The sequence below is a fragment of the Stenotrophomonas sp. SXG-1 genome, assembly GCF_014083965.1.
Classification (GTDB): domain Bacteria; phylum Pseudomonadota; class Gammaproteobacteria; order Xanthomonadales; family Xanthomonadaceae; genus Stenotrophomonas; species Stenotrophomonas geniculata.
Window position 1 is genome coordinate 674,461 of sequence record NZ_CP046588.1, and the last position, 22,798, is coordinate 697,258.

Here is a 22,798-nt window from a genome sequence, read left to right on the forward strand (position 1 = left end):
AGCGGACGGTACACATCAGCAATCATCCAGCCGGAACGCATCGCGCAGCCAGTTCAACTGCGGTGGTTCACCCGTGGCTTCCACCACATCGAAACGGCAGGGCGCATCGGCAAGCGCGGGATGGTCCTGCAGGTACAACAACGCGGCATGCGCCAGGCGTCGACACTTGCGCACATCCACTGAGGCCGCACCGCCACCGAAATCGGATCCCGCGCGGTAACGCACTTCCACGAACACCACGGTGCCGGCGTCGTCCATCACCAGGTCCAGTTCACCGCCGCGATAACGCACGTTGCGCGCACGCGGCTGCAGTCCGGCCTGTTGCAGATGCTGCTCGGCGGCGGCTTCCACCGCCGAGCCCCGTTGGCTGCGCTCAGCGACCACCGACGATCGGCATCGGCCGGCCGCCATTGAAGGTGGACCAGGCCGGCTGGCGCAGGATGTTGCCGTTGCTGTCCAGGAACAGGGTGCCGGTGGCGCCGTCCAGGCCGCCTTCGTTGGACAGCTTGTCCAGGTAGGCGGTGATCTTCCAGGCATCGGCGCCGAAGGCGAACAGGCGGCCGGCGGCACCGCGTGCGCTGGGCAGGGTGCTGGCCACCTGGCTGGCCGAGGGCAGGCCGGACACGCTGCGCACGTTCCAGGCTTCGTTCGGGTAGACGATGCCGTCCAGCGCCACGTCTTCTTCCACCTTGCCGCTGCCGACGGTCAGCTGCGAGGTGCCCACGCGGGTGGCGCCACCGGCACCGGCCAGCGCCAGCTGCGGCGCCAGCAGGCGGGCCTGCGGCGCGCGCACGGCGAGGAACACGGCATCGACCTGGCCGGCATTGCGCACCTGCGCGCCGACATCGCCAACCGCGTCGCTGACGCCGACGGTGGCCACCACCTGGCCGCCACGCTGGGCGAAGCGCTGGGCGAAGGCGGCGGCGGCACGGCGGCCGGTGTCGTCGGCGCTGTTGATCACCAACGCCTTGCCGCGCTCGCGGCCACGCAGGTATTCGGCAGCGACGATGCCGTCGTCTTCCGGCGCCAGCGAGAAGCCGGCGCTGCCGGCTGGCGGCGCGTCCTTGCCACGGTTCAGGGCCAGCACCGGTACCTGCAGCTGCTGGCGGCCATAGACCGCATCCACTTCGTCGCGGCCCAGCGGGCCGACCACGAAGTCGGCGCCGGAGGCGACGGCCTTGTCATAGGCGGCCAGCGCACCGGCCGGGGTACCGGCGGTGTCGATGAAGTTGATGTCCGGTCGGCGGCGGGTCTCGCCGTAGTACGCGGCCAGCAGGCCATCGCGCACCGGCTGCGCGGCGGTGGCCAGGCGGCCGCTGAGCGGCAGCAGCACGGCCAGCTTGGCCGGCGGACGGTAGCCGTCGCTCATGGCCGGCGGGCGCTTGCTGGTATCGAACTGGGCGGCGCCATCGCGGTCGAACGGGCGCGGCAGCGGCAGGCCACGCGCGATCAGCGCACGGCCGGCGAAGTTGTACAGCGGGTCGTTGGCCGGCAGGGCAGCGGCACGGCTGCGCAGGGTGGCGTCGTCGAGGGTACCAAGCAGACCGGCGATGGCGGCCTGGTTCTCGCTGCGGGCGCTGCCGGTCAGGCCGGCGTGCGCGCGGGCACGTTCGGCGGCGGCGCCGAAGCTGTCACCGGTCCCCTGCAGTGCAGCGGCGCGGGCCAGGTACCAGCGCGTGCGCAGCGCCGGCAGCACGTTGTCGCCGCTGTCCTTCAGCAGGGCCAGGGCCTGTGCCGGCTGCTTGTCGGCCAGCGCCAGCTCGGCGCCGGTCAGCTGGTAGCGCTGCAGGCTGGCGCCGGATAGCTGGCGGGCGGTGAGCTGGCCCAGCAGGCTGCGCGCGCGGGCACTGTCGCCGGCCAGGTGCCAGGCCCAGGCGGCATCGGCCAGGGCGTTGCTGCGGGCGCCACCTTTCAGGGTTGCGGCCAGCGCTTCCAGCTGCAGGGCGGCGTCGCGCGGTTTGCCTTGTTCGATCAGCGCCAGCGCCTGGCTCTGGGCCGGCGATTCGGGCGCGCTGGTCAGGCTGGTGGTGGCACAGCCGGCCAGCAGCATCAGCGACAGCGACAGGGCGGAGATCCGTGCGGCGGGCTTGTTCATGATCGGGTCCATGCGATGAGGGCAGCGGCCTTGGCCGGGTACACGCTACGATTCTACCCTTGCCCCGTGAGTACCGCTGAAATGAGTGTCCCAACCCTGTACGTCGTCGCCACCCCGATCGGCAACCTGGCCGATCTGAGCCCGCGCGCGCAGGAGGTGCTGCGTTCGGTGGCGGCCATCTGTGCCGAGGACACCCGCCGCAGCGGCCAGTTGCTGTCCCATTTCGGCATCCAGCAGCCGCTGGTGGCCCTGCATGAACACAATGAAGAGGCCCTGGCGCAGCGCTTGGTGTCGCGCCTGCAGGCCGGTGAGTCGCTGGCGCTGGTCAGCGATGCCGGCACCCCGCTGGTCAGTGACCCCGGTTTCCGCCTGGTGCGTGCTGCGCGTGCGGCCGGCATCAAGGTCAGCCCGATCCCGGGCGCCTGCGCCGCCATCGCCGCGCTGAGCGTGGCCGGCCTGCCCAGCGACCGCTTCAGCTTCGAAGGTTTCCTGCCGGCCAAGGCCAGCGGCCGCCGCGACCGGCTGCAGGCGCTGGCGGGTGAAGTGCGCACGATGGTGTTCTACGAATCCTCGCACCGCATCGCCGAATCGCTGGCCGACATGGCGGCGATCTTCGGGGGCGAGCGCCCGGCGGTGCTGGCGCGCGAGCTGACCAAGCTGTTCGAGACCGTGCTCGATGGCGATCTGGCGGGGCTGCTGGCCAAGGTGGAAGCCGACGAGAACCAGCGCAAGGGCGAGTTCGTGGTGATGGTGCAGGGTGCCGGCGACGATGAGGAAGCGCAGCTGGCGCATGGCCGTCGCGTGTACGCCACGCTGAGCGAACACCTGCCGCCGTCGACCGCGGCGAAGCTGGCGGCCGAGCTGACCGGCGCGCCGCGCAAGGCGTTGTACGGGAGTTGATGGATCGTGCGGACCAAGGTCCGCACCCATCAGAGCGGAGATGGCAATAGATCCACGCCATGCGTGGATGGATGAACCGGATGCCGCGATCAGCACGGCAGGAAGGACGTGCGTAGGCTAGAATGTGCGCTGGCGGAGTCGGCCAGACAGTCGCGTCATCCCTTCGGGGGTGCCGAGGAAAGTCCGGGCTCCATAGGGCAAGGTGCCAGGTAACGCCTGGGCGGCGCAAGCCGACGGAAAGTGCAACAGAAAGATACCGCCTACGTCTTCTTCGGAAGGCCGGTAAGGGTGAAATGGTGCGGTAAGAGCGCACCGCGAGTCTGGTAACAGACCGGCACGGCAAACCCCACCTGGAGCAAGACCAAATAGGGATCCTTTGGCGCGGCCCGCGTTGGATCCGGGTAGGTTGCTTGAGCGTTGCGGTGACGTAACGCCTAGAGGAATGACTGTCCACGACAGAACCCGGCTTATCGGCCGGCTCCGCCTCTTTCTTACGGTAGGCCGAGCATGGCTCGGCTCTACAGTAGAGCCGAGCCATGCTCGGCTGCTCTCCGTCCAGATGCTTGGGATGTTGTTCAACCCGGCGTGCGGTACTGCCCGGCGGAAATGAACTGCTCGAACCGTTCGCACCACACCACTACGGTGGTGTAATCGTCCACGTTGACGCTTTCAGGCACGTCCACCAGGAAACGGTTGAAAGTCTTCACCTCGCCGATGCGCTGGGCCTGTGCCTTGATCTTCAGGAAATCGGCCTTGTTGTCGACGAAGTCGCGCACGAGGTAGACCTTGTAGTCCGGCCCCGGGCCCATCTTGCCGTCGAACGCGACCTGGCGCGGGCTGACGCTGACCTTGCCCTCGGCCCAGTGCACGGCGTCGCTGCCCTTGAGGTCGCGACGGAAGGTGGTGTGGTAACGGGCGTCGCCCATCGCCGCCTGTACCTGCGCGACCGGCGGGTCGTCGGGAGCGATCAGGATCGGCAGCAGGTAGATGCCAAGGCCGAAGCCCAGGCCGAGGGCGAGCAGGTGGGTGACGACTAGTACGAGAACACGGCGCATCGATGACTCCCTGTGGATCGGTGAGGCGCGCGGCAGAACCGCGCCGGGTCATCGTGTGGCGTGCGTGCAGACATTTATAGACACAGAAAACAGGTACAGGGTCAGAAATCGACCTGGCTCTGGCCGAGGGCGACACCCTGCGGGCCGAAGCGACGCTCGTGGATCTGCCCGTGCCCTTCGGTATCGATCAGCAGCACCGTGCTGGCGCGGGTGCCGTAGTCGTCACCGCGGATGAAGGCCGGGCTCAGCCAGCGCTCGCGTTCCAGGCCGATGCCGGTGTCGGGCAGGTCGCCGTCGGCGGGGCGATGTTCGTCGGCCAGGGCGGCCCAGAGCGCGGTCAGGTCCTCATCGTCGGCCTCCAACCAGGCTTCAAGCGCAGCCATCAGCCGCCGGGTCTTCGGCCAGGGCGCGTCCAGCGCGCCGTTGGACATGCCATGCACGCCCGGGCCCAGGCGCTGGCGCTCGGCAGGGTGGTTGCCCAGGAACTCCAGGCTGTGGCCGTCGGCCAGCAGCAGGTTGAATGGGGCGTAGGCGCCGGCCACCGTTGCCAGTCGGTCGATATGCACGGCGGCGGGCTCGCGGCCGCGCAGGAAGTCGGCCACCAGCGCACCCCGTGAAGGACCGGTCTGGGCGGCCAGCGGGTCGCGGACATTGGTGACCACGGCCATGCGTCCACCCGCACCGACGCCGGCCCAGCCGCCGCCGGAGCGCAGGTCGCGCCCCCCGATGACGGAGGTCTCATCTTGCCAGGGGGCCAGCGCCGCTGTCGGGCGGGCGTGGAACTCATCACGGTTGCCGGTCATCACCAGCCGCCAGCGCGGGTGGTGCATCCAGCCAAGAGCGAGCAGGCACATGGCCTCATTGTGCACGGTTTGCGCAGTCTGGCGCCGCTTCCTGCCCGTCCCGGATGAATGCGCGAGCGATGTTTCACGCTCTGTCCACACCCCTGAACTTCCGTTCAATCTCAAAAATTGAGACGGATCAGCAACTTGTGGATAAGCCTTGAACAATTCTCTAAAGGTTGTTGCAAGCCATTGATGCGGCTGGCGATTTCCCCGCTGAAAAGTTGTTGACAACCCTTCGGCCGCTGCTAAGGTGGGCATCAGAGGGAAATCCGGGTGTTTTGTGGGTTTTCGTGGTTCAATGTTTCACCGGGCGAAGGATAGGTGCACGCGTCGTGTTCCAGGGCGAGACGGCCATCACAGTTGACGATAAAGGGCGCATGGCGGTTCCCACCGCTTACCGCGACCTCGTCGCGCGCGCCAGCAACAACCGTCTCGTGCTGACCTACAACCCGTTCGAAGCCGGCTGCCTGTGGCTGTATGCAGAGTCGGAATGGGAGCGGGTCCGCGACGACGTCATGTCCAAGCCCAACACCCAGCGCGTCGTGCGCCTGTTGCAGCAGAAGCTGGTCGGCTCGGCCGCCCATCTGGAGCTCGACGGCAACGGTCGCATCAGCATCCCCGCCAGCCACCGCGGTGCGGTGGGCATTGAGAAGAAGGCGGTATTGCTCGGTATGGGCGACAAGTTCGAATTGTGGAGCGAGCAGGCGCATCGGGCCCTGATCCAGCAGACGTTGTCTGACGAGGATCTGGGTGATGGGTTGCTCGACCTGAAGTTGTGAGCCGGGGTGCCCGGATGCGCCCAGAAGCGCAGGCCGGTCACCTTCCGGTGTCGCAGTCGCCGGCGGTGCACCTGCCGGTCCTGTACACCCAGGTCATCGAAGGCCTGAGGGTGATCGAAAACGGACGTTATCTGGATGGCACGTTCGGTCGTGGCGGTCATGCACGTGGCGTGCTCACCCAGCTTGGTCCCGAGGGGCGCCTGCTGGTCATGGACAAGGATCCGGAAGCCATTGCCGTTGCCGAGCGCGATTTCGCGCCGGACCCGCGCGTGTCCATCTTCCGTGGCAGCTTCGCCCAGCTGCTGCAGTGGGATGCGACGGCCGAAGGCCTGGACGGCGTGCTGTTCGACCTGGGCGTGTCGTCGCCGCAGCTGGACGTGGCCGAACGTGGCTTCAGCTTCGGCAAGGACGGCCCGCTGGACATGCGCATGGATCCGGACAGCGGCGAAAGCGCCGCGCAGTGGATCAACCGCGTGGAAGACCGCGAGATTGCCGACGTGCTGTGGACCTACGGCGAAGAGCGGCAGAGCCGCCGCATCGCCCGTGCCATTGTGGCCCGCCGCGAGAAGCAGCCGTTCACCCGCACCGCCGAACTGGCCGAGCTGATCGCCTCGGTGATGCCGCGTGGGAAAGACAAGATCCACCCGGCCACGCGCAGCTTCCAGGCCATCCGCATCCACATCAACCGCGAGCTGGCCGATCTGGAAGCCGGGCTCGATGCGGCGGTGGAACGGCTCAAGCCCGGTGGCCGCCTGGCGGTGATCAGCTTCCATTCGCTGGAAGACCGCATCGTCAAGCAGTACATGAACCGCCTGGCCAAGGCGCCGCCGGCCAACCGCCGCCTGCCCGAGGCGGTCGCGTTCGTGCCGACGCTGGACCTGATCGGCGGTGCCATCAAGGCCACCGACGAAGAGCTGGCCGCCAACCCGCGCGCCCGCAGCGCCGTGCTGCGCGTGGCCCAGAAGCGGGAGGCCGATGCATGAGCCGGCTGCTGCTGATCATCCTGCTGGCTTCCACCGTGGCCTCGGCGATCGGCGTCGTGTTCGTGCGTCACCGTCACCGGCAGACGTTCATCGAGTTGTCGCGCGCCGAGCGCAAGCGCGATGACATCAATCTGGAATTCGGCCGCCTGCAGCTGGAGCAGGCGACCCTGGCCGAAGCCAACCGTGTCGATCGCATCGCCCGCGAGAAGCTCGGCATGAAGTTCCCCGAGGCCGCCGACATCGTGGTGGTGCGGCCATGAGCAAGACCGGCCGCAACCGCCCGCGCAACGCCTTCAACCTGCGCCAGCGCCTGCGCTGGGTCGCGCTGGCGCTCGGCCTGTGCTCGGTGTCGCTGGTCGGTCGTGCCGCCTACGTGCAGATCATCAATAGCGACTTCTACCAGCGCCAGGGCGAGGCCCGTTACCTGCGCGAGCTGCCGATCAAGACCTCGCGCGGCATGATCACCGACCGCAACGGCGAGCCGCTGGCGGTATCCACCCCGGTCGCCTCGATCTGGGTCAACCCGCAGGACCTGCTGCGCTCGCCCGAGCGCATTCCGGAGCTGGCCCAGGCGGTCGGCATGTCGGTGGACGAGCTGAGCAGCCGCCTGTCGCAGAAGTCGGACAAGGAATTCATGTACCTGCGCCGCCGGATCAATCCGGACGAGGCAGAAAAGGTGGTCGCGCTGAAGATTCCGGGCGTGGCCGCGCAGCGCGAGTTCCGCCGCTTCTACCCGCAGGGCGAAGCGATGGCGCACGTGCTGGGCTTCACCAACATTGACGACCGCGGCCAGGAAGGCCTGGAGCTGGCCTTCGACGAATGGCTGCGCGGCAAGGCCGGTGCGAAGCGGGTCATCCGCAACCGCAAGGGCGAAACCGTCGAGAGCGATCTGCTGCGCGCCGCCGAACCGGGCAAGGACCTGACCCTCAGCATCGATCGCCGCATCCAGTACCTGGCGTTCAAGGAACTGCGCAACGCGCTGGTGGCCAACAAGGCGGCCGGCGGTTCGATGGTGATCATGGACGTGACCACCGGCGAGATCCTGGCCATGGTCAACCTGCCGACCTACAACCCGAATTCGCTGACCGGCGCGCTGCCCGATGCGCGCCGCAACCGTGCGGTGACCGATCTGGTCGAGCCGGGTTCGACGATGAAGCCGCTGACCATCGCCACCGCGCTGCAGGCCGGTGCGGTGACCAAGGACACCATCATCGATACCAACCCGGGTTACATGACCCTGGGTCGCTTCACCATCCGCGACGTGCCGCGCAACAACGGCGTGCTGAACGTGACCGGCGTGATCACCCGCAGTTCGAACGTGGGCGCGGCCAAGGTTGCGGCGAAGATGCCGGACCAGGTGTTCTACGACGGCGTGCGCCGCTTCGGCTATGGCTCGGTGCCGCATAGCGGTTTCCCCGGTGAATCCGGTGGCGTGGTGCTGCGCCCGGCGCGCTGGTCGGGCACCACCAAGACCACGATGTCCTACGGCTACGGCCTGAACGTCACCCCGCTGCAGATCGCTACGGCTTATTCGGCACTGGCGAACGGCGGTCGTCTGATCGCGCCGACCTTCGTCAAGGGCCAGCGCAATGAAGGTCAGCAGATCATCGACGAGAATGTCGCCAAGCAGGTGGTGGCGATGATGGAAACGGTGGTCACCCAGGGCGGCGCCAAGCAGGCGGCGGTGCTGGGTTACCGCGTGGCCGGCAAGACCGGTACCGCGCGAAAGGCCGGTCCGGGCGGCTACGAGCGCGGCCACTACAACGCGCTGTTCGCCGGCGTGGTGCCGGCCACCAACCCGCGCTTCGCCACCGTCATCGTCATCAACGACCCGCAGGCCGGCAAGTTCTACGGTGGCCTGGTGTCGGCGCCGGTCTACCACAACGTGATGGAAGGCACTCTGCGCCTGATGGACGTGCCGCTGGACGACCTGCAGTCGTGGCTGGCCGCACAGCAGTCCGGCAAGGTCGGCCACTCGGCCTCGATCCTGCCTGCGCCGCCCGCAGAGGCTGCGCTGCCGGTGGATGCCGCCGCTGAATTCGACGCTGCGCTGCCCAGCGCGCAAGCCCAGACGCCGCCCGCTACGGGAGGCACGCAATGAGTCCTTCGATGTTGCTTTCGCAGTTGCTTCCGGACGTGGCCCTGGCGGGCCATGATCCCGTTCTGACCGGCCTGGTGCTGGACAGCCGCGCCGTGCGCCCCGGCAATGCCTTCGTCGCCATCGCCGGTTTCGGCGCGCATGGCCTGGGCTTTGTCGAGCAGGCCCGCGCGGCGGGCGCCGGCGCCATCCTGTTCGAACCGCCGGCCCCTGCCGAGTTGCCGGCCCCGGCCGATGCGATCGCGGTGCCGGGCCTGCGTGCGCGCATGGGGGCGATGGCCGACCAGTTCCATGGCGCACCGTCGCGGGCGATGGCGATGGTGGGCGTGACCGGCACCAACGGCAAGACCTCCACCGTGCAGCTGCTGGCCCAGGCCTGGCACCTGCTCGGCACGCCCAGTGGCAGTATCGGCACGCTGGGCGCCGGACTTTATGGTGCGGTTGAACCGACCGGTTTCACTACGCCGCTGGTGCTGCAGATGCACGCGCTGCTGGCGCAGCTGCGCGACGCCGGTGCGCGCGCGGTGGCGATGGAAGTCAGCTCGCACGCGCTGGACCAGGGCCGCGTCGATGCCGTGCATTACGACGTGGCGGTGTTCACCAACCTCACCCGCGATCATCTGGATTACCACGGCGACATGGCCAGCTACGGCGCGGCCAAGGCGCGGCTGTTCCATCGTCCGGGCCTGAAGGCTGCGGTGATCAATCTTGACGACGCCTTCGGCCGCCAGCTGTTTGCCGGCCTGCCGGCGGGCGTGCAGCCGATCGGACTGAGCTCGCGTGGTGCCAGCGATGCCAGCGTGCGCGCTGAAGCGCTGCAGCTGGATGGCCGAGGCATTGCGTTCGAACTGGTCATCGACGGCCAACGTGCCGTGGTGCAGTCGCCGCTGCTGGGCCGCTTCAACGTGGACAACCTGCTGGCCGTGGCCGGTACCCTGCATGCACAGGGCCAGCCGCTGCCACGCATCGCTGAAGTGCTGTCGGCGCTGCAGCCGATCCGCGGCCGCATGAACCGCCTCGGCGGCGAAGACGGCCTGCCGACCGTGGTGGTCGATTACGCACATACCCCGGACGCGCTGGAACAGGCATTGGACAGCCTGCACGGCCACCTGCACGGCGCGCTGTTCTGCGTGTTCGGCTGCGGTGGCGAGCGCGATACCGGCAAGCGTCCTCAGATGGCCGCGATCGCCGAGCGCCTGGCCAACCAGGTCATCGTCACCGACGACAACCCGCGTGGCGAGGATGGCGACGTGATCGTGGCCGACATCCTGGCGGGCTTCCAGAATGCCGATGCCGTGACCGTGCAGCGCAGCCGCGCGCGTGCGATCGGCCTGGCGGTGAAGCGCGCCGGTGCCGGCGACATCATCCTGATTGCCGGCAAGGGCCACGAGCCATACCAGGAAGTAAATGGCGTACGCCATGACTTCGACGACACCGAAGTGGCCGCCGCTGCGTTGGCTGCCAAGGCCGGTGTTCTGAGCTCGCAGGCCGGGGAGGGCATCGCATGAAGCGCACCCTGCTTTCGCTGATCGCACACTGGGCCGGCGGCGAGATCCACGGCGACGACGTGGCCATCGATGCGGTCAGCCATGACACCCGCAGCCTCGGTCCGGGCAGCCTGTATGTGGCGCTGCGCGGCGAGCGTTTTGACGGCCATGATTTCGCCGCCGACGCACAGGCGCGCGGTGCCAGTGCGCTGCTGGTCGAGCGCCTGCTGCCGATCGAGCTGCCGCAGGTGCTGGTGGCTGACAGTGAACTGGCGCTGGCGAAGATCGCCACCGGCATGCAGCGTGACCGCGGCACCGAGGTGTTCGCGATCACCGGCAGCAACGGCAAGACCAGCGTGAAGAGCCTGCTGCTGTCGATCCTGCAGCAGGTGGCACAGCACGCGCACAAGGTGGTCTACGCCAACCCGGGCAACCGCAACAACGAGATCGGCCTGCCGCTGGCGGTGATCGATGCGCCGGAAGATGCCGACTACGCCGTCTACGAGATGGGCGCTGGCAAGCCGGGTGACATCGCCTACCTGACCGATATCGCCCGCCCGCGCTATGCGCTGGTCAACAACATCGCCCCGGCCCATCTGGAACGCATGGGCAGCCTGCTCGGCGTGGCAGTGACCAAGGGCGCGATCTATGCCGCATTGCCGGCCGATGGTGTGGCGGTGATCAACGCCGACGATGCCTACGGCCGCTGGTTCGAACAGCATTTCGTCGGCACTCCGCCGCGCTGCCGCGTGCTGCGCTATGGCCTGGAACATACCGCCGACGTGACGGCGCGCGACATCCGCGCCGGTGCGCAGGGCAACCAGTTCACCCTGGTTTCGCCGGCCGGCGAAGCGCGCGTGGTGCTCGGCCTGCCGGGTCGCCACAACGTCAGCAATGCACTGGCCGCGGCCAGCCTGGCGCTGGCCGCCGGTGTCGATCTCGCGCTGATTGCCGCCGGTCTGGCCGAGGCACAGCCGGTGCCGGGTCGGCAGATCGCCCATCAGCTGCGCAACGGCGCGGTGCTGGTGGATGACAGCTACAACGCCAATCCCGGCTCGCTGGCTGCGGCCATCGATGCCCTGGCCGCAGCCCCGGAAGAGGGCTGGCTGGTGCTGGGCGACATGCGCGAGCTGGGGCCGGACGCTGAAGCGCTGCACGCGCAGGCGGGGCTCCGCGCGCGCGCTGCTGGGCTCAAGCGCCTGTATGCGCTGGGCCCGCTCAGCGCTGCTGCCGCCACCGCCTTCGGCGAAGGCGGCCGTCATTTCGCCACCCATGACGCGCTGTCGCAGGCGCTGAAGGACGAGCTGCACGCCGGCGTGCGCTGCCTGGTCAAGGGTTCCCGTGGCAGCGCCATGGACACGATTGTCAAAGCGCTGCTGGCGCAAGGAGAGGAATCCCCGCATGTTGTATGAACTGGCTCGATGGTTGCAGCAGTTGGAGAGCCTGTTCGGGCTGTTCAACTACCAGACGTTCCGCGCCATCCTTGCCGCGCTGACGGCCCTGTTCCTGTCGCTGTGGCTCGGCCCGGCGATGATCCGCAAGCTTGCCCAGTTCAAGGGCGGCCAGCCGATCCGCAAGGACGGTCCGCAGACCCATTTCTCCAAGGCCGGCACACCGACCATGGGCGGTTCGCTGATCCTGCTCACCATCACACTGTCGGTGCTGATGTGGGCTGACCTGCGCAACCGCTACGTGTGGCTGGTGCTGGCGGTGATGCTGTGCTTCGGCGCCATCGGCTGGTATGACGACTGGATCAAGATCGTCCGCCGCGACCCGAACGGCCTGAAGTCGCGCTGGAAGTACCTGCTGCAGTCGATCTTCGGCCTGGCCGCGGGCCTGTTCCTGTTCTACACGGCCGACGTGCCGGCGGCGCTGACCTTCTACATCCCGATGTTCAAGTCGATCGCGCTGCCGCTGGCCGGCATCGGCTTCGTGGCCATCGCCTACTTCTGGATCGTCGGTTTCTCCAACGCGGTGAACCTGACCGACGGCCTGGATGGCCTGGCGATCATGCCGACCGTGCTGGTGGCCTGCGCGCTGGGTGTGTTCGCCTACGCCTCGGGCAACGTGGTGTTCGCCAACTACCTGCAGATCCCGCAGATCCCGGGCGCCGGCGAGCTGGTCATCATCTGCGCGGCCATCGCCGGTGCGGGCCTCGGCTTCCTGTGGTTCAACACCTATCCGGCCATGGTGTTCATGGGCGACATCGGTGCACTGGCGCTGGGTGCGGTGCTGGGCACGATCGCGGTGATCACCCGCCAGGAACTGGTGCTGGTGATCATGGGCGGCGTGTTCGTCATCGAAACGCTGTCGGTGATGATCCAGGTCGCCTCGTTCAAGCTGACCGGCAAGCGCGTGTTCCGCATGGCGCCGATCCATCACCACTTCGAACTGAAGGGCTGGCCGGAGCCGCGCGTGATCGTGCGCTTCTGGATCATCTCCGTCGTGCTCGTGCTGATCGGCCTGGCCACGTTGAAGGTGCGCTGAGATGAACGACCTGTCCCGCCAGGCAACACGCCTTGAAGCCATCGAAGGCAGCTACGACAAGTGGCTGCTGGGCGCGATCATCGCGCTCACGGGCATTGGCGTGGTGATGGTGGCGTCCAGTTCGATCGCGCTGATGAGCAGCCCGTTCTACTACCTCAACCGCCACCTGATCTTCCTGGCGGTGGGCATCGTGCTGGCGGTCGTTGCCGCCCGCACTGAACTGAAGTCCATCGAGCAGTACAACCAGATGCTGCTGCTGGGCTGCTTCGTGCTGCTGCTGGCGGTGTTCGCACCGGGCCTGGGCAGCACGGTCAACGGCGCACGCCGCTGGATCAACCTGGGCATCTCCAAGTTCCAGACGGTGGAAGCGGTGAAGGTGCTCTACATCGTCTGGCTGTCCAGCTATCTGGTGCGCTTCCGCGACGAGGTCAACGCGACCTGGCCGGCGATGCTCAAGCCGTTGGGCGTGGCCGGTGCGCTGGTGCTGTTGCTGCTGCTGCAGCCGGACTTCGGTTCGTCCACCCTGCTGCTGGCGATCACCGCCGGCATGCTGGTGCTGGGCGGTGTGAACATGCCGCGCATGTCGATGCCGGTGATCATCGGCCTGGTCGGCATGAGCGCGCTGGCGATCATCGAGCCGTACCGCATGCGCCGCATCACCTCCTTCCTGGACCCGTGGGCCGACCAGCAGGGCGACGGCTACCAGCTGTCCAACGCGCTGATGGCGGTGGGCCGTGGCGAGTGGACCGGCGTCGGCCTGGGCAACTCGGTGCAGAAGCTGTACTACCTGCCTGAAGCGCACACCGACTTCATCTTCTCGGTCACCGCCGAGGAATTCGGCTTCCTGGGCACCTGCGTGATCGTGGCCCTGTACGCGCTGCTGGTCGGTCGTACCTTCTGGCTGGGCATGCGCTGCGTGGAAATGAAGCGCCACTTCTCCGGCTATATCGCCTTCGGCATCGGCCTGTGGATCAGCATGCAGACCTTCGTCTCGATCGGCGTGAACCTGGGCATCCTGCCGACCAAGGGCCTGACCCTGCCGCTGATCTCCTCCGGCGGTTCGTCGGTGCTGATGACCTGCGTGGCGATGGGCCTGCTGCTGCGCGTGTCCTATGAGCTCAAGCGCGCCGAGCGCCGCCAGGCCGTGCGCATCGGCGGCGCCGAAGACGCCGCTGCCGAGCCGATGGACCGGCCCGCCGCGCCGGTGGCCGCCAGCGTGCCGATGAGCGCCGAGCCGGTGGCTGCCGCTGCGCCGAACGCTGCGCGTGGCACCAGCCGCCTGCAGTCGCGCATCGAACCGACCTTCGGGAGGCTGTCATGAGCAGTGCTTCCAACGCCCGCCCGGTGATGATCCTGGCCGGTGGCACCGGCGGTCACATCTTCCCCGGCCTGGCCGTGGCCCGGGTGCTGCGCCAGCGCGGCGTGCCGGTCACCTGGATGGGCGCCGACGGTGCGATGGAAACGCGCCTGGTGCCGCAGCACGACATTCCAGTCGACACGCTGGCCATCACCGGCCTGCGCGGCAAGGGCAAGCTGGCCCTGCTGGGCGCGCCGTGGCGGCTGATGCGCGCGCTGCGCGCGGCCGGCATGATCATCCGCAAGCGCCAGCCGCGTGCGGTGGTCGCCTTCGGTGGCTTTGCCTCTGGCCCCGGTGGCATGGCCACCCGCCTGCACGGCCTGCCGCTGCTGGTGCACGAACAGAATCGCGCGCCCGGCATGACCAACCGCATCCTGTCGCGCTATGCGCGCCGGCTGCTGACCGGTTTCCCGGGTACCTTCGCCAAGGGCGAGGAGTTTGTCGGTAACCCGGTACGTGCGGAGATCGCCGCCATCGCACCGCCGGAACAGCGCTTCGCCGACCGCCATGGCCCGCTGCGCGTGCTGGTGGTCGGTGGCAGCCAGGGCGCGCGTGCGCTCAACACCGGCGTGCCGCAGGCGATTGCTGCGCTGGGCACGAGCGTGCCGGTGCAGGTGCGCCACCAGAGTGGCGAGAAGATGCATGCCGAAGCGGTCGAGGCGTATGCCAAGGCCGGCGTGCAGGCTGAAATCACCCCGTTCATCGCCGACATGGCCGAAGCCTTCGCCTGGGCCGACCTGGTCGTGTGCCGTTCCGGTGCGTCCACGCTGGCCGAGCTGTGCGCGGTCGGTGTCGGCAGCGTGCTGGTGCCTTTCCCCGCTGCCGTCGACGATCACCAGACCCGCAATGCGGAGTACCTGGTCGAGCGCGGCGCGGCGGTGTTGCTGAAGCAGGACGGAACGCTGGCCGACGGCATTGCCGCACTGCTGCGCGATCTGTCCGAAAATCCCGCCCGCCGCATGCAGATGGCGCAAGCCGCGCGTGCCCTGGCCAAGGTCGATGCCGCCGAGCGCATCGCCGATATCATTCTTGAGGAAGCTGTATGAAGAAGGCATGCCACCGCGCCTGCCCTGCGCGAGGCCGCGCATGATCCGTCGCCTGCACGACACCAACGACCTGGTGCGCGCATTCCCGCGCGTGCATTTCGTCGGCATCGGCGGCACCGGCATGAGCGGTATCGCCGAAGTGATGCTGACGCTGGGCTATGAAGTGTCCGGTTCGGACAACGCCGACAACGTGGCGACCCGCCGCCTGGCCAGCCTGGGTGCGCGCATCATGCGCGGCCACTCCGCGGCCAACGTGCTGGGCACCGACTGCGTGGTGGTCTCCAGCGCCATCCGCGAAGACAACCCGGAACTGATGGAAGCGCGCAGCCAGCGCATTCCGATCATGCCGCGCGCAGCGATGCTGGCCGAGCTGATGCGCTTCCGCCGCGGCATCGCCGTGGCCGGCACCCATGGCAAGACCACCACCACCAGCCTCACCGCTGCGGTGCTGAGCGAAGGTGGCCTGGACCCGACGTTCGTGATCGGTGGCCAGCTGCTGGCCGCCGGTGCCAACGCCAAGCTGGGCAGTGGGCAGTGGTTGGTGGCCGAGGCCGACGAAAGCGATGGCAGCTTCCTGCGCCTGAACCCGCTGATGTCGATCATCACCAACATCGATGCCGATCATCTGGAGAACTACGGCAACGACTTCGCCCGCGTGCAGGCGGCGTTCGCCGAGTTCCTGCAGCGCCTGCCGTTCTACGGCCTGGCGGTGCTGTGCATCGACGACCCGGAAGTGGCTGCACTGGCCGCCAAGACCCCGCGCCACGTGATGAGCTACGGCATGAGCCCGCAGGCCGACGTGCGTGCCGAGAACGTGGTGCAGGAAGGCTCGCGCATGCGCTTCACCCTGCGCCTGCCGCAGGGCACCAGCCAGGAAGTGGTGCTGGCGCTGCCCGGCAAGCATAACGTGCTGAACGCGCTGGCCGCCGCTGCAGTGGGCTGGCAGCTGGGCGTGGCCCCGGATGCCATCGCACGCGCGCTGGAAGCCTTTGCCGGTGTCGGCCGTCGCTTCAACGACCTGGGCGAGGTGACCACCGCCAGCGGTGCCAAGGTCCGCATCATCGACGACTACGGTCATCACCCGAGCGAGCTGGAAGCCGTGTTCGCTGCCGCCCGCGGTGGCTGGGCCGACAAGCGCCTGGTGGTGGCCTTCCAGCCGCACCGCTACAGCCGTACCCGCGACCAGTTCGACAAGTTCGCCGCGGTGCTGTCCAGCGTCGACGCGCTGGTGCTGAGCGAGGTCTACCCGGCCGGTGAAGAGCCGATTGCCGGTGCCGACTCGCACGCGCTGGCCCGTGCCATCCGTGCGCGCGGCCGCAGCGAGCCGGTGGTGGTGGGCAAGGCCGCCGAACTGGCCAGCGTGCTGCCGGACGTACTGCAGGACGGTGACCTGCTGCTGATGATGGGGGCGGGCGACATCGGCGCCGTGGCCACCCACATCGCGGTGGAAGGCTTCAAGGGGGAGGGCGAGGCGTGAGCACGCTGACCTTCCCGCCGCTGCACGTGACCGACCCGGCTCGCTTCGGCCGCGTCGCCGTGCTGCTCGGTGGCACCTCCAGCGAACGCGAGGTATCGCTGGATTCCGGCCGCAACGTGCTCGAAGCCCTGCAGTCACGCGGCGTCGATGCGTTTGCCGTGGACGGCATCCCTGCGCTGGCCAAGGCGCTGGCCGCCGGTGGCATCGATCGCGTGTTCAACATCCTGCATGGTCACAACGGTGGTGGTGAGGACGGCATCGTGCAGGGCCTGATGGACGCCTTCGGCGTGCCGTACACCGGCTCGGACGTGTTGGGTTCGGCGCTGAGCATGGACAAGATCCGCACCAAGCAGGTGTGGCTGTCGCTGGGCCTGCCGACCCCGCAGTACCGCAAGGTCACTGCCGAGGACGTGCACGCCAATGCCGCCGAACTGGGCCTGCCGGTGGTGGTGAAGCCGGCCAACGAAGGTTCCAGCGTGGGCATCAGCCGGGTCACCGACGATGCAGGCCTGGATGAGGCCGTGGCGCTGGCCGCGCGCTACGACGGCCAGCTGCTGATGGAGCAGATGGTGGTGGGCGACGAACTGACCGTGGCCATCCTGGGGGATGTCGCACTGCCGTCGATCCGCATCGTGCCCAAGGGCCAGTGGTACGACTACAACGCCAAGTACATCGCCGAAGACACCCAGTATCTGTGCCCGGGCCTGGACGGTGACGACGAAGAAGAAATCCGGCGCATCGCGCTGGCTGCATTCCGTGCCGCCGGTTGCCGTGGCTGGGGCCGCGTGGACGTGATGCGCGATCGCAGCAGCGGCCGCTTCTTCCTGCTGGAAGTGAACACCGCGCCGGGCATGACCAGCCATTCGCTGGTGCCCAAGGCCGCGGGCCAGGCCGGCATCAGCTTCGAAGAGCTGGTGTGGCGCGTGCTGGAACAGACCCTGGAGGCCTCGCACGCATGAACGCGGTGCTGCGCATCTTCGTCTGGCTGTTGGCGCTGTCGGTGGTTGCACTGCCGGTGGTGGCCGTGGTCAATGGCTGGGTCGGCGCCGAGCGCTGGCCGCTGGCGAAGCTGCGCGTGCATGGTGAGTTCAAGCGGGTGCCGGCCGAACAGCTGCAGCAGGTGCTGCTGCCGTACGCGCGCGCCGGCTTCTTCGCGGTCAAGCTGCAGGACGCGCAGGATGCGCTGGAACAGCTGCCGTGGGTGGAAAGCGCGCAGGTGCGCAAGCAGTGGCCGGACGTGCTGGAAGTGACCCTGGTCGAGCACAAGCCGTTCGCGCGCTGGGGCAGCGACCGCCTGGTTTCCGAGCAGGGCAAGTTGTTCCCCACGCCGAAGAAGCTGGCCGACCTGGCGCTGCCCGAACTGGATGGCCCCGACAGCCAGACAGAAGAAGTGATGAAGCTGTACAGCGACTCGCGTGCATTGTTCGCACCGGCCGGCGTCGACGTGCGCCGGGTGACGATGGATGCACGCGGCAGTTGGTCGCTGGTGCTGAGCAACGGCACCGAAGTGGTGGTGGGCCGCGACGACGCGCGCTCGCGCATGCAGCGCTTCGTCAAGGTGCTGCCGCAGCTGAACCGTCAGGACGCGCCGATCGAGCGCGCCGACCTCCGTTACACCAATGGTTTCACGCTGAGCTGGGGTACCCCGGCCACGCCGGCGAAAACGCCGGCGACCCCAGCCAGCAGGACGCAGGAAAGGACATGAATCGCAAGGGTGACAAATCGCTGATCGTTGGCCTGGACATCGGCACCTCCAAGGTGGTGGCGCTGGTGGGCGAGTATTCGCCGGGTAACCCGATCGAAGTGATCGGCATTGGCTCGCACGAGTCGCGCGGTTTGAAGCGCGGCGTGGTGGTGGACATCGAATCGACCGTGCAGTCGATCCAGCGCGCGGTGGAAGAAGCCGAGCTGATGGCCGGCTGCGAGATCCGCTCGGTGTACGCCTCGATCTCCGGCAACCACGTGCAGTGCAAGAATTCGCCGGGCATCGTGCCGATCCGCGACGGGGAAGTGACCTGGGGCGACCTGGATCGCGTGCTCGATGCGGCCAAGGCGGTGGCGATTCCGGCCGACCAGAAGATCCTGCACGCGATCCCGCGCGAGTACGTGCTGGACGACTCGCAGGAAGGCATCCGCAACCCGGTCGGCATGACCGGCGTGCGCCTGGAGGTGCACGCGCACCTGGTGGTGTGCGCGCAGTCGGCCGCGGCCAACATCAGCAAGTGCGTGCAGCGCTGCGGCCTGCAGGTGGATGACCTGGTGCTGTCCTCGCTGGCCTCCAGCGTGGCGGTGCTGACTGCTGACGAGCGCGAGCTGGGCGTGGTGCTGGTCGACATGGGCGCCGGCACCACCGACATCGCGGTGTTCGTGCAGGGCGCGATCTGCCACACCGCCTCGCTGCCGATCGCCGGCGACCACGTCACCAACGACATCGCGCACATGCTGCGCACGCCGACCCCGGAAGCCGAGCAGATCAAGGTGCGTTACGCCTGCGCCCTGGCCCAGCTGGCCACCGCCGAGGAGAGCATCCAGGTGCCGTCGGTGGGTGACCGCCCGCCGCGTCGCATGCCGCGCCACTCGCTGGCGCAGGCGGTGCAGGGTCGCTACGAGGAAATCTTCGAGATGGTGCAGGCCGAACTGCGCCGCTCCGGCTTCGAGGAACTGGTGCGCGCCGGCATGGTGCTGACCGGTGGCGCTTCGAAGATGGAAGGCGTGGTCGAGCTGGCCGAGGAAATGCTGCAGATGCCGGTGCGCGTGGGCATTCCGCAGCACGTCACCGGCCTCGGCGAAGTAGTCGGCAACCCGGTGCATGCCACCGGCGTGGGCCTGCTGCTGATGGGCAGCCAGATCGAGCATCCGCGCCGGCCGTCGCTGCCGACCGGGCGCGCTGGAAGCATGTTCAAGAAACTCAAGACCTGGTTCCGCGGCGAGTTCTGACGCGGAATCCGCAAACCTGGGCATCGCCCAGGCGCAACACCCGCAGTACCCGTATCACAGGGCAATACCGGCAACACACAACCCACACAGCCGCAACGTTGGCATGCAGCAGGACGGCAGGACGCCCGAATGCCCATGCCAGCCAAAGCGGATACAACGAGGACACGGACATGGCGCATTTTGAACTGATCGAAAAGATGGCACCCAATGCGGTGATCAAGGTGGTTGGCGTGGGCGGCGGCGGCGGCAATGCCGTGGCGCACATGGTCAACTCGGCGGTGGATGGCGTGGAATTCATCACCGCCAACACCGACTCGCAGGCCATCAAGAATTGTGGTGCCAAGCTGCAGCTGCAGCTGGGTACCAACGTGACCAAGGGCCTGGGCGCAGGCGCGAATCCGGAAGTCGGCCGCCAGGCCGCGCTGGAAGACCGTGAGCGCATCATGGACGCGCTGCAGGGCGCGGACATGGTCTTCATCACCGCCGGCATGGGCGGTGGCACCGGCACCGGCGCGGCACCGGTGGTGGCACAGCTGGCCAAGGAAATGGGCATCCTGACCGTGGCCGTGGTCACCAAGCCGTTCCCGTTCGAAGGCCGTCGCCGCATGCAGGTGGCGCTGAAGGGCATCGAGGAACTGAGCCAGCACTGCGACTCGCTGATCACCATCCCGAACGAGAAGCTGATCACCGTGCTGGGCCGCAACGCGACCATGATCCAGGCCTTCCGTGCCGCCAACGACGTGCTGCAGGGCGCCGTGCAGGGCATTGCCGACCTGATCGTGCGTCCGGGCCTGATCAACGTCGACTTCGCCGACGTGCGCACCGTGATGTCCGAAATGGGCCTGGCGATGATGGGTACCGGCACCGCCCGTGGCGATGACCGCGCCCAGGCCGCTGCCGAAGCCGCGATCCAGAACCCGCTGCTGGACGATGTGAACCTGGCCGGTGCCAACGGCATCCTGGTCAACATCACCGCCGGCGCCGACTTCACCATGGCCGAGTTCGACGAGATCGGCCGCACCATCGATGGCTTCGCTTCCGAAGACGCCACCGTGGTGGTCGGTACCGTGCTGGATCCGGACATGCAGGACGAAGTGCGCGTGACCGTGGTCGCTACCGGCCTGAACCGCGTGTCGGCCAGCAAGACCCAGCGTCCGGGCGAGCGTGCGCCGATCAAGCTGGTCCGCAATGCCACCACCGGCCAGCCGGAATTCGGTGACTTCGACAACGGCGGCGACGCTGTGTCCAAGGCCGTCGGTGGCATGGGCCTGGGCCTGCGTCGTGCCAGCAGCGATACCGCGGCGGCTTCGGCCCCGTCGGCCCCGGCGGCTTCGGCCCCGGCTGCGGCGGAACTGCCGAACGACTACCTGGACATCCCGGCGTTCCTGCGCCGCCAGGCGGACTGAGCGGGGCGGCCCGGGGTTGTCCTCCCCGGGTTGCGCCACCATGTCCTGAAAATGCGGGCGCCGGGCCAGGATGGGCCCGGCCGCCCTGCTTCATGTGCGTCCCATTGGCGCGCCGGTGCGTCCTGCCTGCTTTCAGCCGGGGTAGGGGACCTTGCGTGTTAATCTAATGTGTCACTTCCGGTCCATCCCCCATGATCCAGCAACGCACCCTCAAGAACACGATCCGCGCCACCGGCGTTGGCCTGCACAGCGGTGACAAGGTCTACATGACCCTGCGCCCGGCACCGGTCAACCATGGCATCGTGTTCCGCCGCGTGGACCTGGACCCGGTGGTGGAAGTGCCGGCCAAGGCCGAGCTGGTCACCGAAGTGACCCTGTGCACCGGCCTGACCTGCAACGACGCCAAGATCCAGACCGTCGAACACCTGATGTCGGCGCTGGCCGGCCTGGGTGTGGACAACATCATCGTCGAACTGTCCTCGGCCGAGCTGCCGATCATGGACGGTTCGGCCGGCCCCTTCGTGTTCCTGCTGCAGTCGGCGGGCATCGTGGAACAGGATGCGCCCAAGCGCTTCATCCGCGTGCTGAAGACCGTGGAAGTGACCGAGGGCGACAAGGTGGCCCGCTTCAGCCCGTACGAGGGCTACAAGCTGGGCTTCACCATCCAGTTCGACCACCCGATGATCCCGGCCAAGCAGTCGCGCCAGGAAATCGAGTTCTCGACGCTGGCCTACACCAAGGAAATCTCCCGCGCGCGCACCTTCGGCTTCATGCGCGACCTGGAATACATGCGCGAGCGCAACCTGGGCCTGGGCGGTTCGATGGACAACGCCATCGTGCTGGACGAGTTCCGCGTGCTCAACGAAGACGGCCTGCGCTACGCCGACGAATTCGTGCGCCACAAGATCCTCGACGCGATCGGCGACCTTTATCTGGCCGGTGGCCAAGTGCTGGGTGCCTACGAGGGCTTCAAGTCGGGTCACGCGCTCAACAACAAGCTGGTGCGCGCGCTGATGGCCGATGCCACCGCCTGGGAATGGGTCAGCTTCGACTCGCCGGCCACGCCGGATCCGGTCGAATATGCCACTCCGGCCTATGCCTGATTCCTGCAGGTTGTTGAATTGAAAGACAAAAACGCCGCCTTCCAGGGCGGCGTTGTCGTTTCAGGCATCTTCGTCGCATTCAGCATGCTTGACGCGCATCAAGGCCGGTTCGAGGTCACGGTTTTGTGAACCTGTTGGATCGGAAGCCTGAATTTAACGTAGTTTTAACAACAATCTAACGACAGGCCCCCGGATGGCAGCTAGGATGCGACCCGGCCCCCGAAATGTTTCACGCCGTGGTGACACGTGCGACGGGGAGCGGAGCCGGATGCTCCGTTGTCGTCAGGACCGCTTCTTCGGCTTCGAAGGAACGTCCTGCAGGCAAGCCAAGGCGTCGCGTAGCCCTTTGTGCGTGGCGGCTGAAACTGCGTGGGGTCCATTCCGGTTGTCGAGCGCTGGGGAGCGCGTGGGAGTGGGAGACGCAGTCTTGATGGTCACCTTGGTGGCCTTCAGCCCGATGGAACGGGCCGCGTCGAGCAACTGGGCTTCGGCAAGCCGCAACTTGGCATGCCAGACCGGGGACTCGACGAGAAAAACGAGGTGTTCCCCGTCCACATTGGCCAGCCGGCAACGGCTGCGCAGAGGTGGCGGCAACTGGGGGCGCAACTGACGGTCCAGCGCGTCGAGCCACAAGGCACGCCGCAGCGGGTTCCCGCTTTTGTCCGCCATCACCGCATCCAGCGCCGGCTTCGGCACTGACGCGGGGCGAACGCTGGATTTCGGCTCAGACATGAAAACTCACT

20 protein-coding genes, 1 other RNA gene and 1 pseudogene are annotated in these 22,798 nt (G+C 67.7%); 17 read left to right on the forward strand and 5 right to left on the reverse strand.

Annotated elements, in window-relative coordinates; all coding sequences use genetic code 11:
- Positions 1-15 precede the first annotated feature (15 nt).
- Together GOC52_RS02965 and GOC52_RS02970 are read right to left on the reverse strand one after the other, a co-directional pair.
- The gene (locus GOC52_RS02965; protein WP_191850656.1) at positions 16-384 is read right to left on the reverse strand and encodes a YraN family protein; all 369 of its coding nucleotides are present in this window, start codon (positions 382-384) and stop codon (positions 16-18) included.
- On the reverse strand, positions 374-2,095 hold the full coding sequence (locus GOC52_RS02970) for a penicillin-binding protein activator (RefSeq protein WP_049411254.1): 1,722 nt from the start codon (positions 2,093-2,095) through the stop codon (positions 374-376). The genes GOC52_RS02965 and GOC52_RS02970 overlap by 11 nt, the downstream gene beginning before the upstream one ends.
- Before the next feature lie 81 nt (positions 2,096-2,176).
- On the opposite strand from GOC52_RS02970, the gene rsmI reads away from it, so the two are divergent.
- Together rsmI and rnpB are read left to right on the forward strand one after the other, a co-directional pair.
- Entirely contained in the window at positions 2,177-2,995 is an 819-nt protein-coding gene (gene rsmI / locus GOC52_RS02975) for a 16S rRNA (cytidine(1402)-2'-O)-methyltransferase (protein WP_100437876.1), read from the forward strand.
- A gap of 134 nt (positions 2,996-3,129) precedes the next feature.
- An RNA gene (gene rnpB, locus GOC52_RS02980) (RNase P RNA component class A) lies at positions 3,130-3,481 on the forward strand.
- A gap of 89 nt (positions 3,482-3,570) precedes the next feature.
- On the opposite strand, the gene GOC52_RS02985 is transcribed toward rnpB, so the two are convergent.
- Together GOC52_RS02985 and GOC52_RS02990 are read right to left on the reverse strand one after the other, a co-directional pair.
- Positions 3,571-4,050 carry a DM13 domain-containing protein gene (locus GOC52_RS02985; RefSeq protein ID WP_049482066.1) on the reverse strand — a complete coding sequence of 160 codons (480 nt, stop codon included), beginning with the start codon at positions 4,048-4,050 and terminating at the stop codon, positions 3,571-3,573.
- A 101-nt stretch (positions 4,051-4,151) separates the two neighbouring features.
- A complete protein-coding gene (locus GOC52_RS02990) occupies positions 4,152-4,904 on the reverse strand; it encodes an NRDE family protein (RefSeq protein WP_191850658.1) in 753 nt (250 codons plus the stop codon).
- Positions 4,905-5,272: 368 nt separating this feature from the next.
- Here GOC52_RS02990 and GOC52_RS02995 point away from each other — a divergent pair, with 368 nt between their 5' ends.
- From GOC52_RS02995 to lpxC, 15 genes and pseudogenes are all read left to right on the forward strand, one after another.
- Positions 5,273-5,674 (forward strand): division/cell wall cluster transcriptional repressor MraZ, encoded by a 402-nt coding sequence (locus GOC52_RS02995; RefSeq protein ID WP_008266948.1) that lies wholly within the window; start codon positions 5,273-5,275, stop codon positions 5,672-5,674.
- 14 nt (positions 5,675-5,688) lie between these two features.
- Positions 5,689-6,657, forward strand: a complete 969-nt coding sequence (rsmH, locus tag GOC52_RS03000; RefSeq protein WP_010481940.1) for a 16S rRNA (cytosine(1402)-N(4))-methyltransferase RsmH — start codon at positions 5,689-5,691, stop codon at positions 6,655-6,657.
- Positions 6,654-6,917 carry a cell division protein FtsL gene (gene ftsL, locus GOC52_RS03005; protein ID WP_005412242.1) on the forward strand — a complete coding sequence of 88 codons (264 nt, stop codon included), beginning with the start codon at positions 6,654-6,656 and terminating at the stop codon, positions 6,915-6,917. Before rsmH ends, ftsL begins: the two co-directional genes overlap by 4 nt.
- Entirely contained in the window at positions 6,914-8,758 is a 1,845-nt protein-coding gene (locus tag GOC52_RS03010) for a peptidoglycan D,D-transpeptidase FtsI family protein (protein WP_049461624.1), read from the forward strand. Before ftsL ends, GOC52_RS03010 begins: the two co-directional genes overlap by 4 nt.
- Positions 8,755-10,263: a UDP-N-acetylmuramoyl-L-alanyl-D-glutamate--2,6-diaminopimelate ligase gene (locus GOC52_RS03015; RefSeq protein ID WP_191850660.1), complete on the forward strand. Its 1,509-nt coding sequence runs from the start codon at positions 8,755-8,757 to the stop codon at positions 10,261-10,263. The genes GOC52_RS03010 and GOC52_RS03015 overlap by 4 nt, the downstream gene beginning before the upstream one ends.
- Entirely contained in the window at positions 10,260-11,654 is a 1,395-nt protein-coding gene (locus tag GOC52_RS03020; RefSeq protein ID WP_191850663.1) for a UDP-N-acetylmuramoyl-tripeptide--D-alanyl-D-alanine ligase, read from the forward strand. The genes GOC52_RS03015 and GOC52_RS03020 overlap by 4 nt, the downstream gene beginning before the upstream one ends.
- Entirely contained in the window at positions 11,644-12,729 is a 1,086-nt protein-coding gene (mraY, locus tag GOC52_RS03025) for a phospho-N-acetylmuramoyl-pentapeptide-transferase (RefSeq protein ID WP_010481929.1), read from the forward strand. The genes GOC52_RS03020 and mraY overlap by 11 nt, the downstream gene beginning before the upstream one ends.
- Before the next feature lies 1 nt (position 12,730).
- Positions 12,731-14,050: a putative lipid II flippase FtsW gene (gene ftsW / locus GOC52_RS03030; RefSeq protein WP_043397950.1), complete on the forward strand. Its 1,320-nt coding sequence runs from the start codon at positions 12,731-12,733 to the stop codon at positions 14,048-14,050.
- Entirely contained in the window at positions 14,047-15,132 is a 1,086-nt protein-coding gene (murG, locus tag GOC52_RS03035; protein WP_191850665.1) for an undecaprenyldiphospho-muramoylpentapeptide beta-N-acetylglucosaminyltransferase, read from the forward strand. Before ftsW ends, murG begins: the two co-directional genes overlap by 4 nt.
- A 40-nt stretch (positions 15,133-15,172) precedes the next feature.
- Entirely contained in the window at positions 15,173-16,609 is a 1,437-nt protein-coding gene (gene murC, locus GOC52_RS03040; protein WP_043397956.1) for a UDP-N-acetylmuramate--L-alanine ligase, read from the forward strand.
- Positions 16,606-17,568, forward strand: a complete 963-nt coding sequence (locus GOC52_RS03045; protein ID WP_043397959.1) for a D-alanine--D-alanine ligase — start codon at positions 16,606-16,608, stop codon at positions 17,566-17,568. Before murC ends, GOC52_RS03045 begins: the two co-directional genes overlap by 4 nt.
- Positions 17,565-18,242 (forward strand): annotated as a pseudogene (locus tag GOC52_RS03050) (cell division protein FtsQ/DivIB); the annotation flags it as partial. The gene GOC52_RS03045 and the pseudogene GOC52_RS03050, both read left to right, overlap by 4 nt.
- A gap of 68 nt (positions 18,243-18,310) precedes the next feature.
- The gene (gene ftsA, locus GOC52_RS03055) at positions 18,311-19,546 is read left to right on the forward strand and encodes a cell division protein FtsA (protein WP_005408083.1); all 1,236 of its coding nucleotides are present in this window, start codon (positions 18,311-18,313) and stop codon (positions 19,544-19,546) included.
- Between the two features lie 170 nt (positions 19,547-19,716).
- Positions 19,717-20,952, forward strand: coding sequence for a cell division protein FtsZ (gene ftsZ, locus GOC52_RS03060; RefSeq protein ID WP_043397963.1), 1,236 nt, complete (start codon positions 19,717-19,719; stop codon positions 20,950-20,952).
- A gap of 191 nt (positions 20,953-21,143) precedes the next feature.
- Positions 21,144-22,055 carry a UDP-3-O-acyl-N-acetylglucosamine deacetylase gene (lpxC, locus tag GOC52_RS03065; protein ID WP_005408085.1) on the forward strand — a complete coding sequence of 304 codons (912 nt, stop codon included), beginning with the start codon at positions 21,144-21,146 and terminating at the stop codon, positions 22,053-22,055.
- 282 nt (positions 22,056-22,337) lie between these two features.
- On the opposite strand, the gene GOC52_RS03070 is transcribed toward lpxC, so the two are convergent.
- Entirely contained in the window at positions 22,338-22,787 is a 450-nt protein-coding gene (locus tag GOC52_RS03070) for a DUF721 domain-containing protein (RefSeq protein ID WP_029379786.1), read from the reverse strand.
- Between the last annotated feature and the right edge of the window lie 11 nt (positions 22,788-22,798).

Coding starts and splice junctions, on each gene's coding strand:
- GOC52_RS02970 (WP_049411254.1), bottom strand. CDS start 2,095: ATGAACAAGCCCGCCGCACGGATCTCCGCCCTGTCGCTGTCGCTGATG.
- rsmI (WP_100437876.1), top strand. CDS start 2,177: ATGAGTGTCCCAACCCTGTACGTCGTCGCCACCCCGATCGGCAACCTG.
- GOC52_RS02985 (WP_049482066.1), bottom strand. CDS start 4,050: ATGCGCCGTGTTCTCGTACTAGTCGTCACCCACCTGCTCGCCCTCGGC.
- GOC52_RS02990 (WP_191850658.1), bottom strand. CDS start 4,904: ATGTGCCTGCTCGCTCTTGGCTGGATGCACCACCCGCGCTGGCGGCTG.
- GOC52_RS02995 (WP_008266948.1), top strand. CDS start 5,273: ATGGCGGTTCCCACCGCTTACCGCGACCTCGTCGCGCGCGCCAGCAAC.
- rsmH (WP_010481940.1), top strand. CDS start 5,689: ATGCGCCCAGAAGCGCAGGCCGGTCACCTTCCGGTGTCGCAGTCGCCG.
- ftsL (WP_005412242.1), top strand. CDS start 6,654: ATGAGCCGGCTGCTGCTGATCATCCTGCTGGCTTCCACCGTGGCCTCG.
- GOC52_RS03010 (WP_049461624.1), top strand. CDS start 6,914: ATGAGCAAGACCGGCCGCAACCGCCCGCGCAACGCCTTCAACCTGCGC.
- GOC52_RS03015 (WP_191850660.1), top strand. CDS start 8,755: ATGAGTCCTTCGATGTTGCTTTCGCAGTTGCTTCCGGACGTGGCCCTG.
- GOC52_RS03020 (WP_191850663.1), top strand. CDS start 10,260: ATGAAGCGCACCCTGCTTTCGCTGATCGCACACTGGGCCGGCGGCGAG.
- mraY (WP_010481929.1), top strand. CDS start 11,644: ATGTTGTATGAACTGGCTCGATGGTTGCAGCAGTTGGAGAGCCTGTTC.
- ftsW (WP_043397950.1), top strand. CDS start 12,731: ATGAACGACCTGTCCCGCCAGGCAACACGCCTTGAAGCCATCGAAGGC.
- murG (WP_191850665.1), top strand. CDS start 14,047: ATGAGCAGTGCTTCCAACGCCCGCCCGGTGATGATCCTGGCCGGTGGC.
- murC (WP_043397956.1), top strand. CDS start 15,173: ATGATCCGTCGCCTGCACGACACCAACGACCTGGTGCGCGCATTCCCG.
- ftsA (WP_005408083.1), top strand. CDS start 18,311: ATGAATCGCAAGGGTGACAAATCGCTGATCGTTGGCCTGGACATCGGC.
- ftsZ (WP_043397963.1), top strand. CDS start 19,717: ATGGCGCATTTTGAACTGATCGAAAAGATGGCACCCAATGCGGTGATC.
- lpxC (WP_005408085.1), top strand. CDS start 21,144: ATGATCCAGCAACGCACCCTCAAGAACACGATCCGCGCCACCGGCGTT.
- GOC52_RS03070 (WP_029379786.1), bottom strand. CDS start 22,787: ATGTCTGAGCCGAAATCCAGCGTTCGCCCCGCGTCAGTGCCGAAGCCG.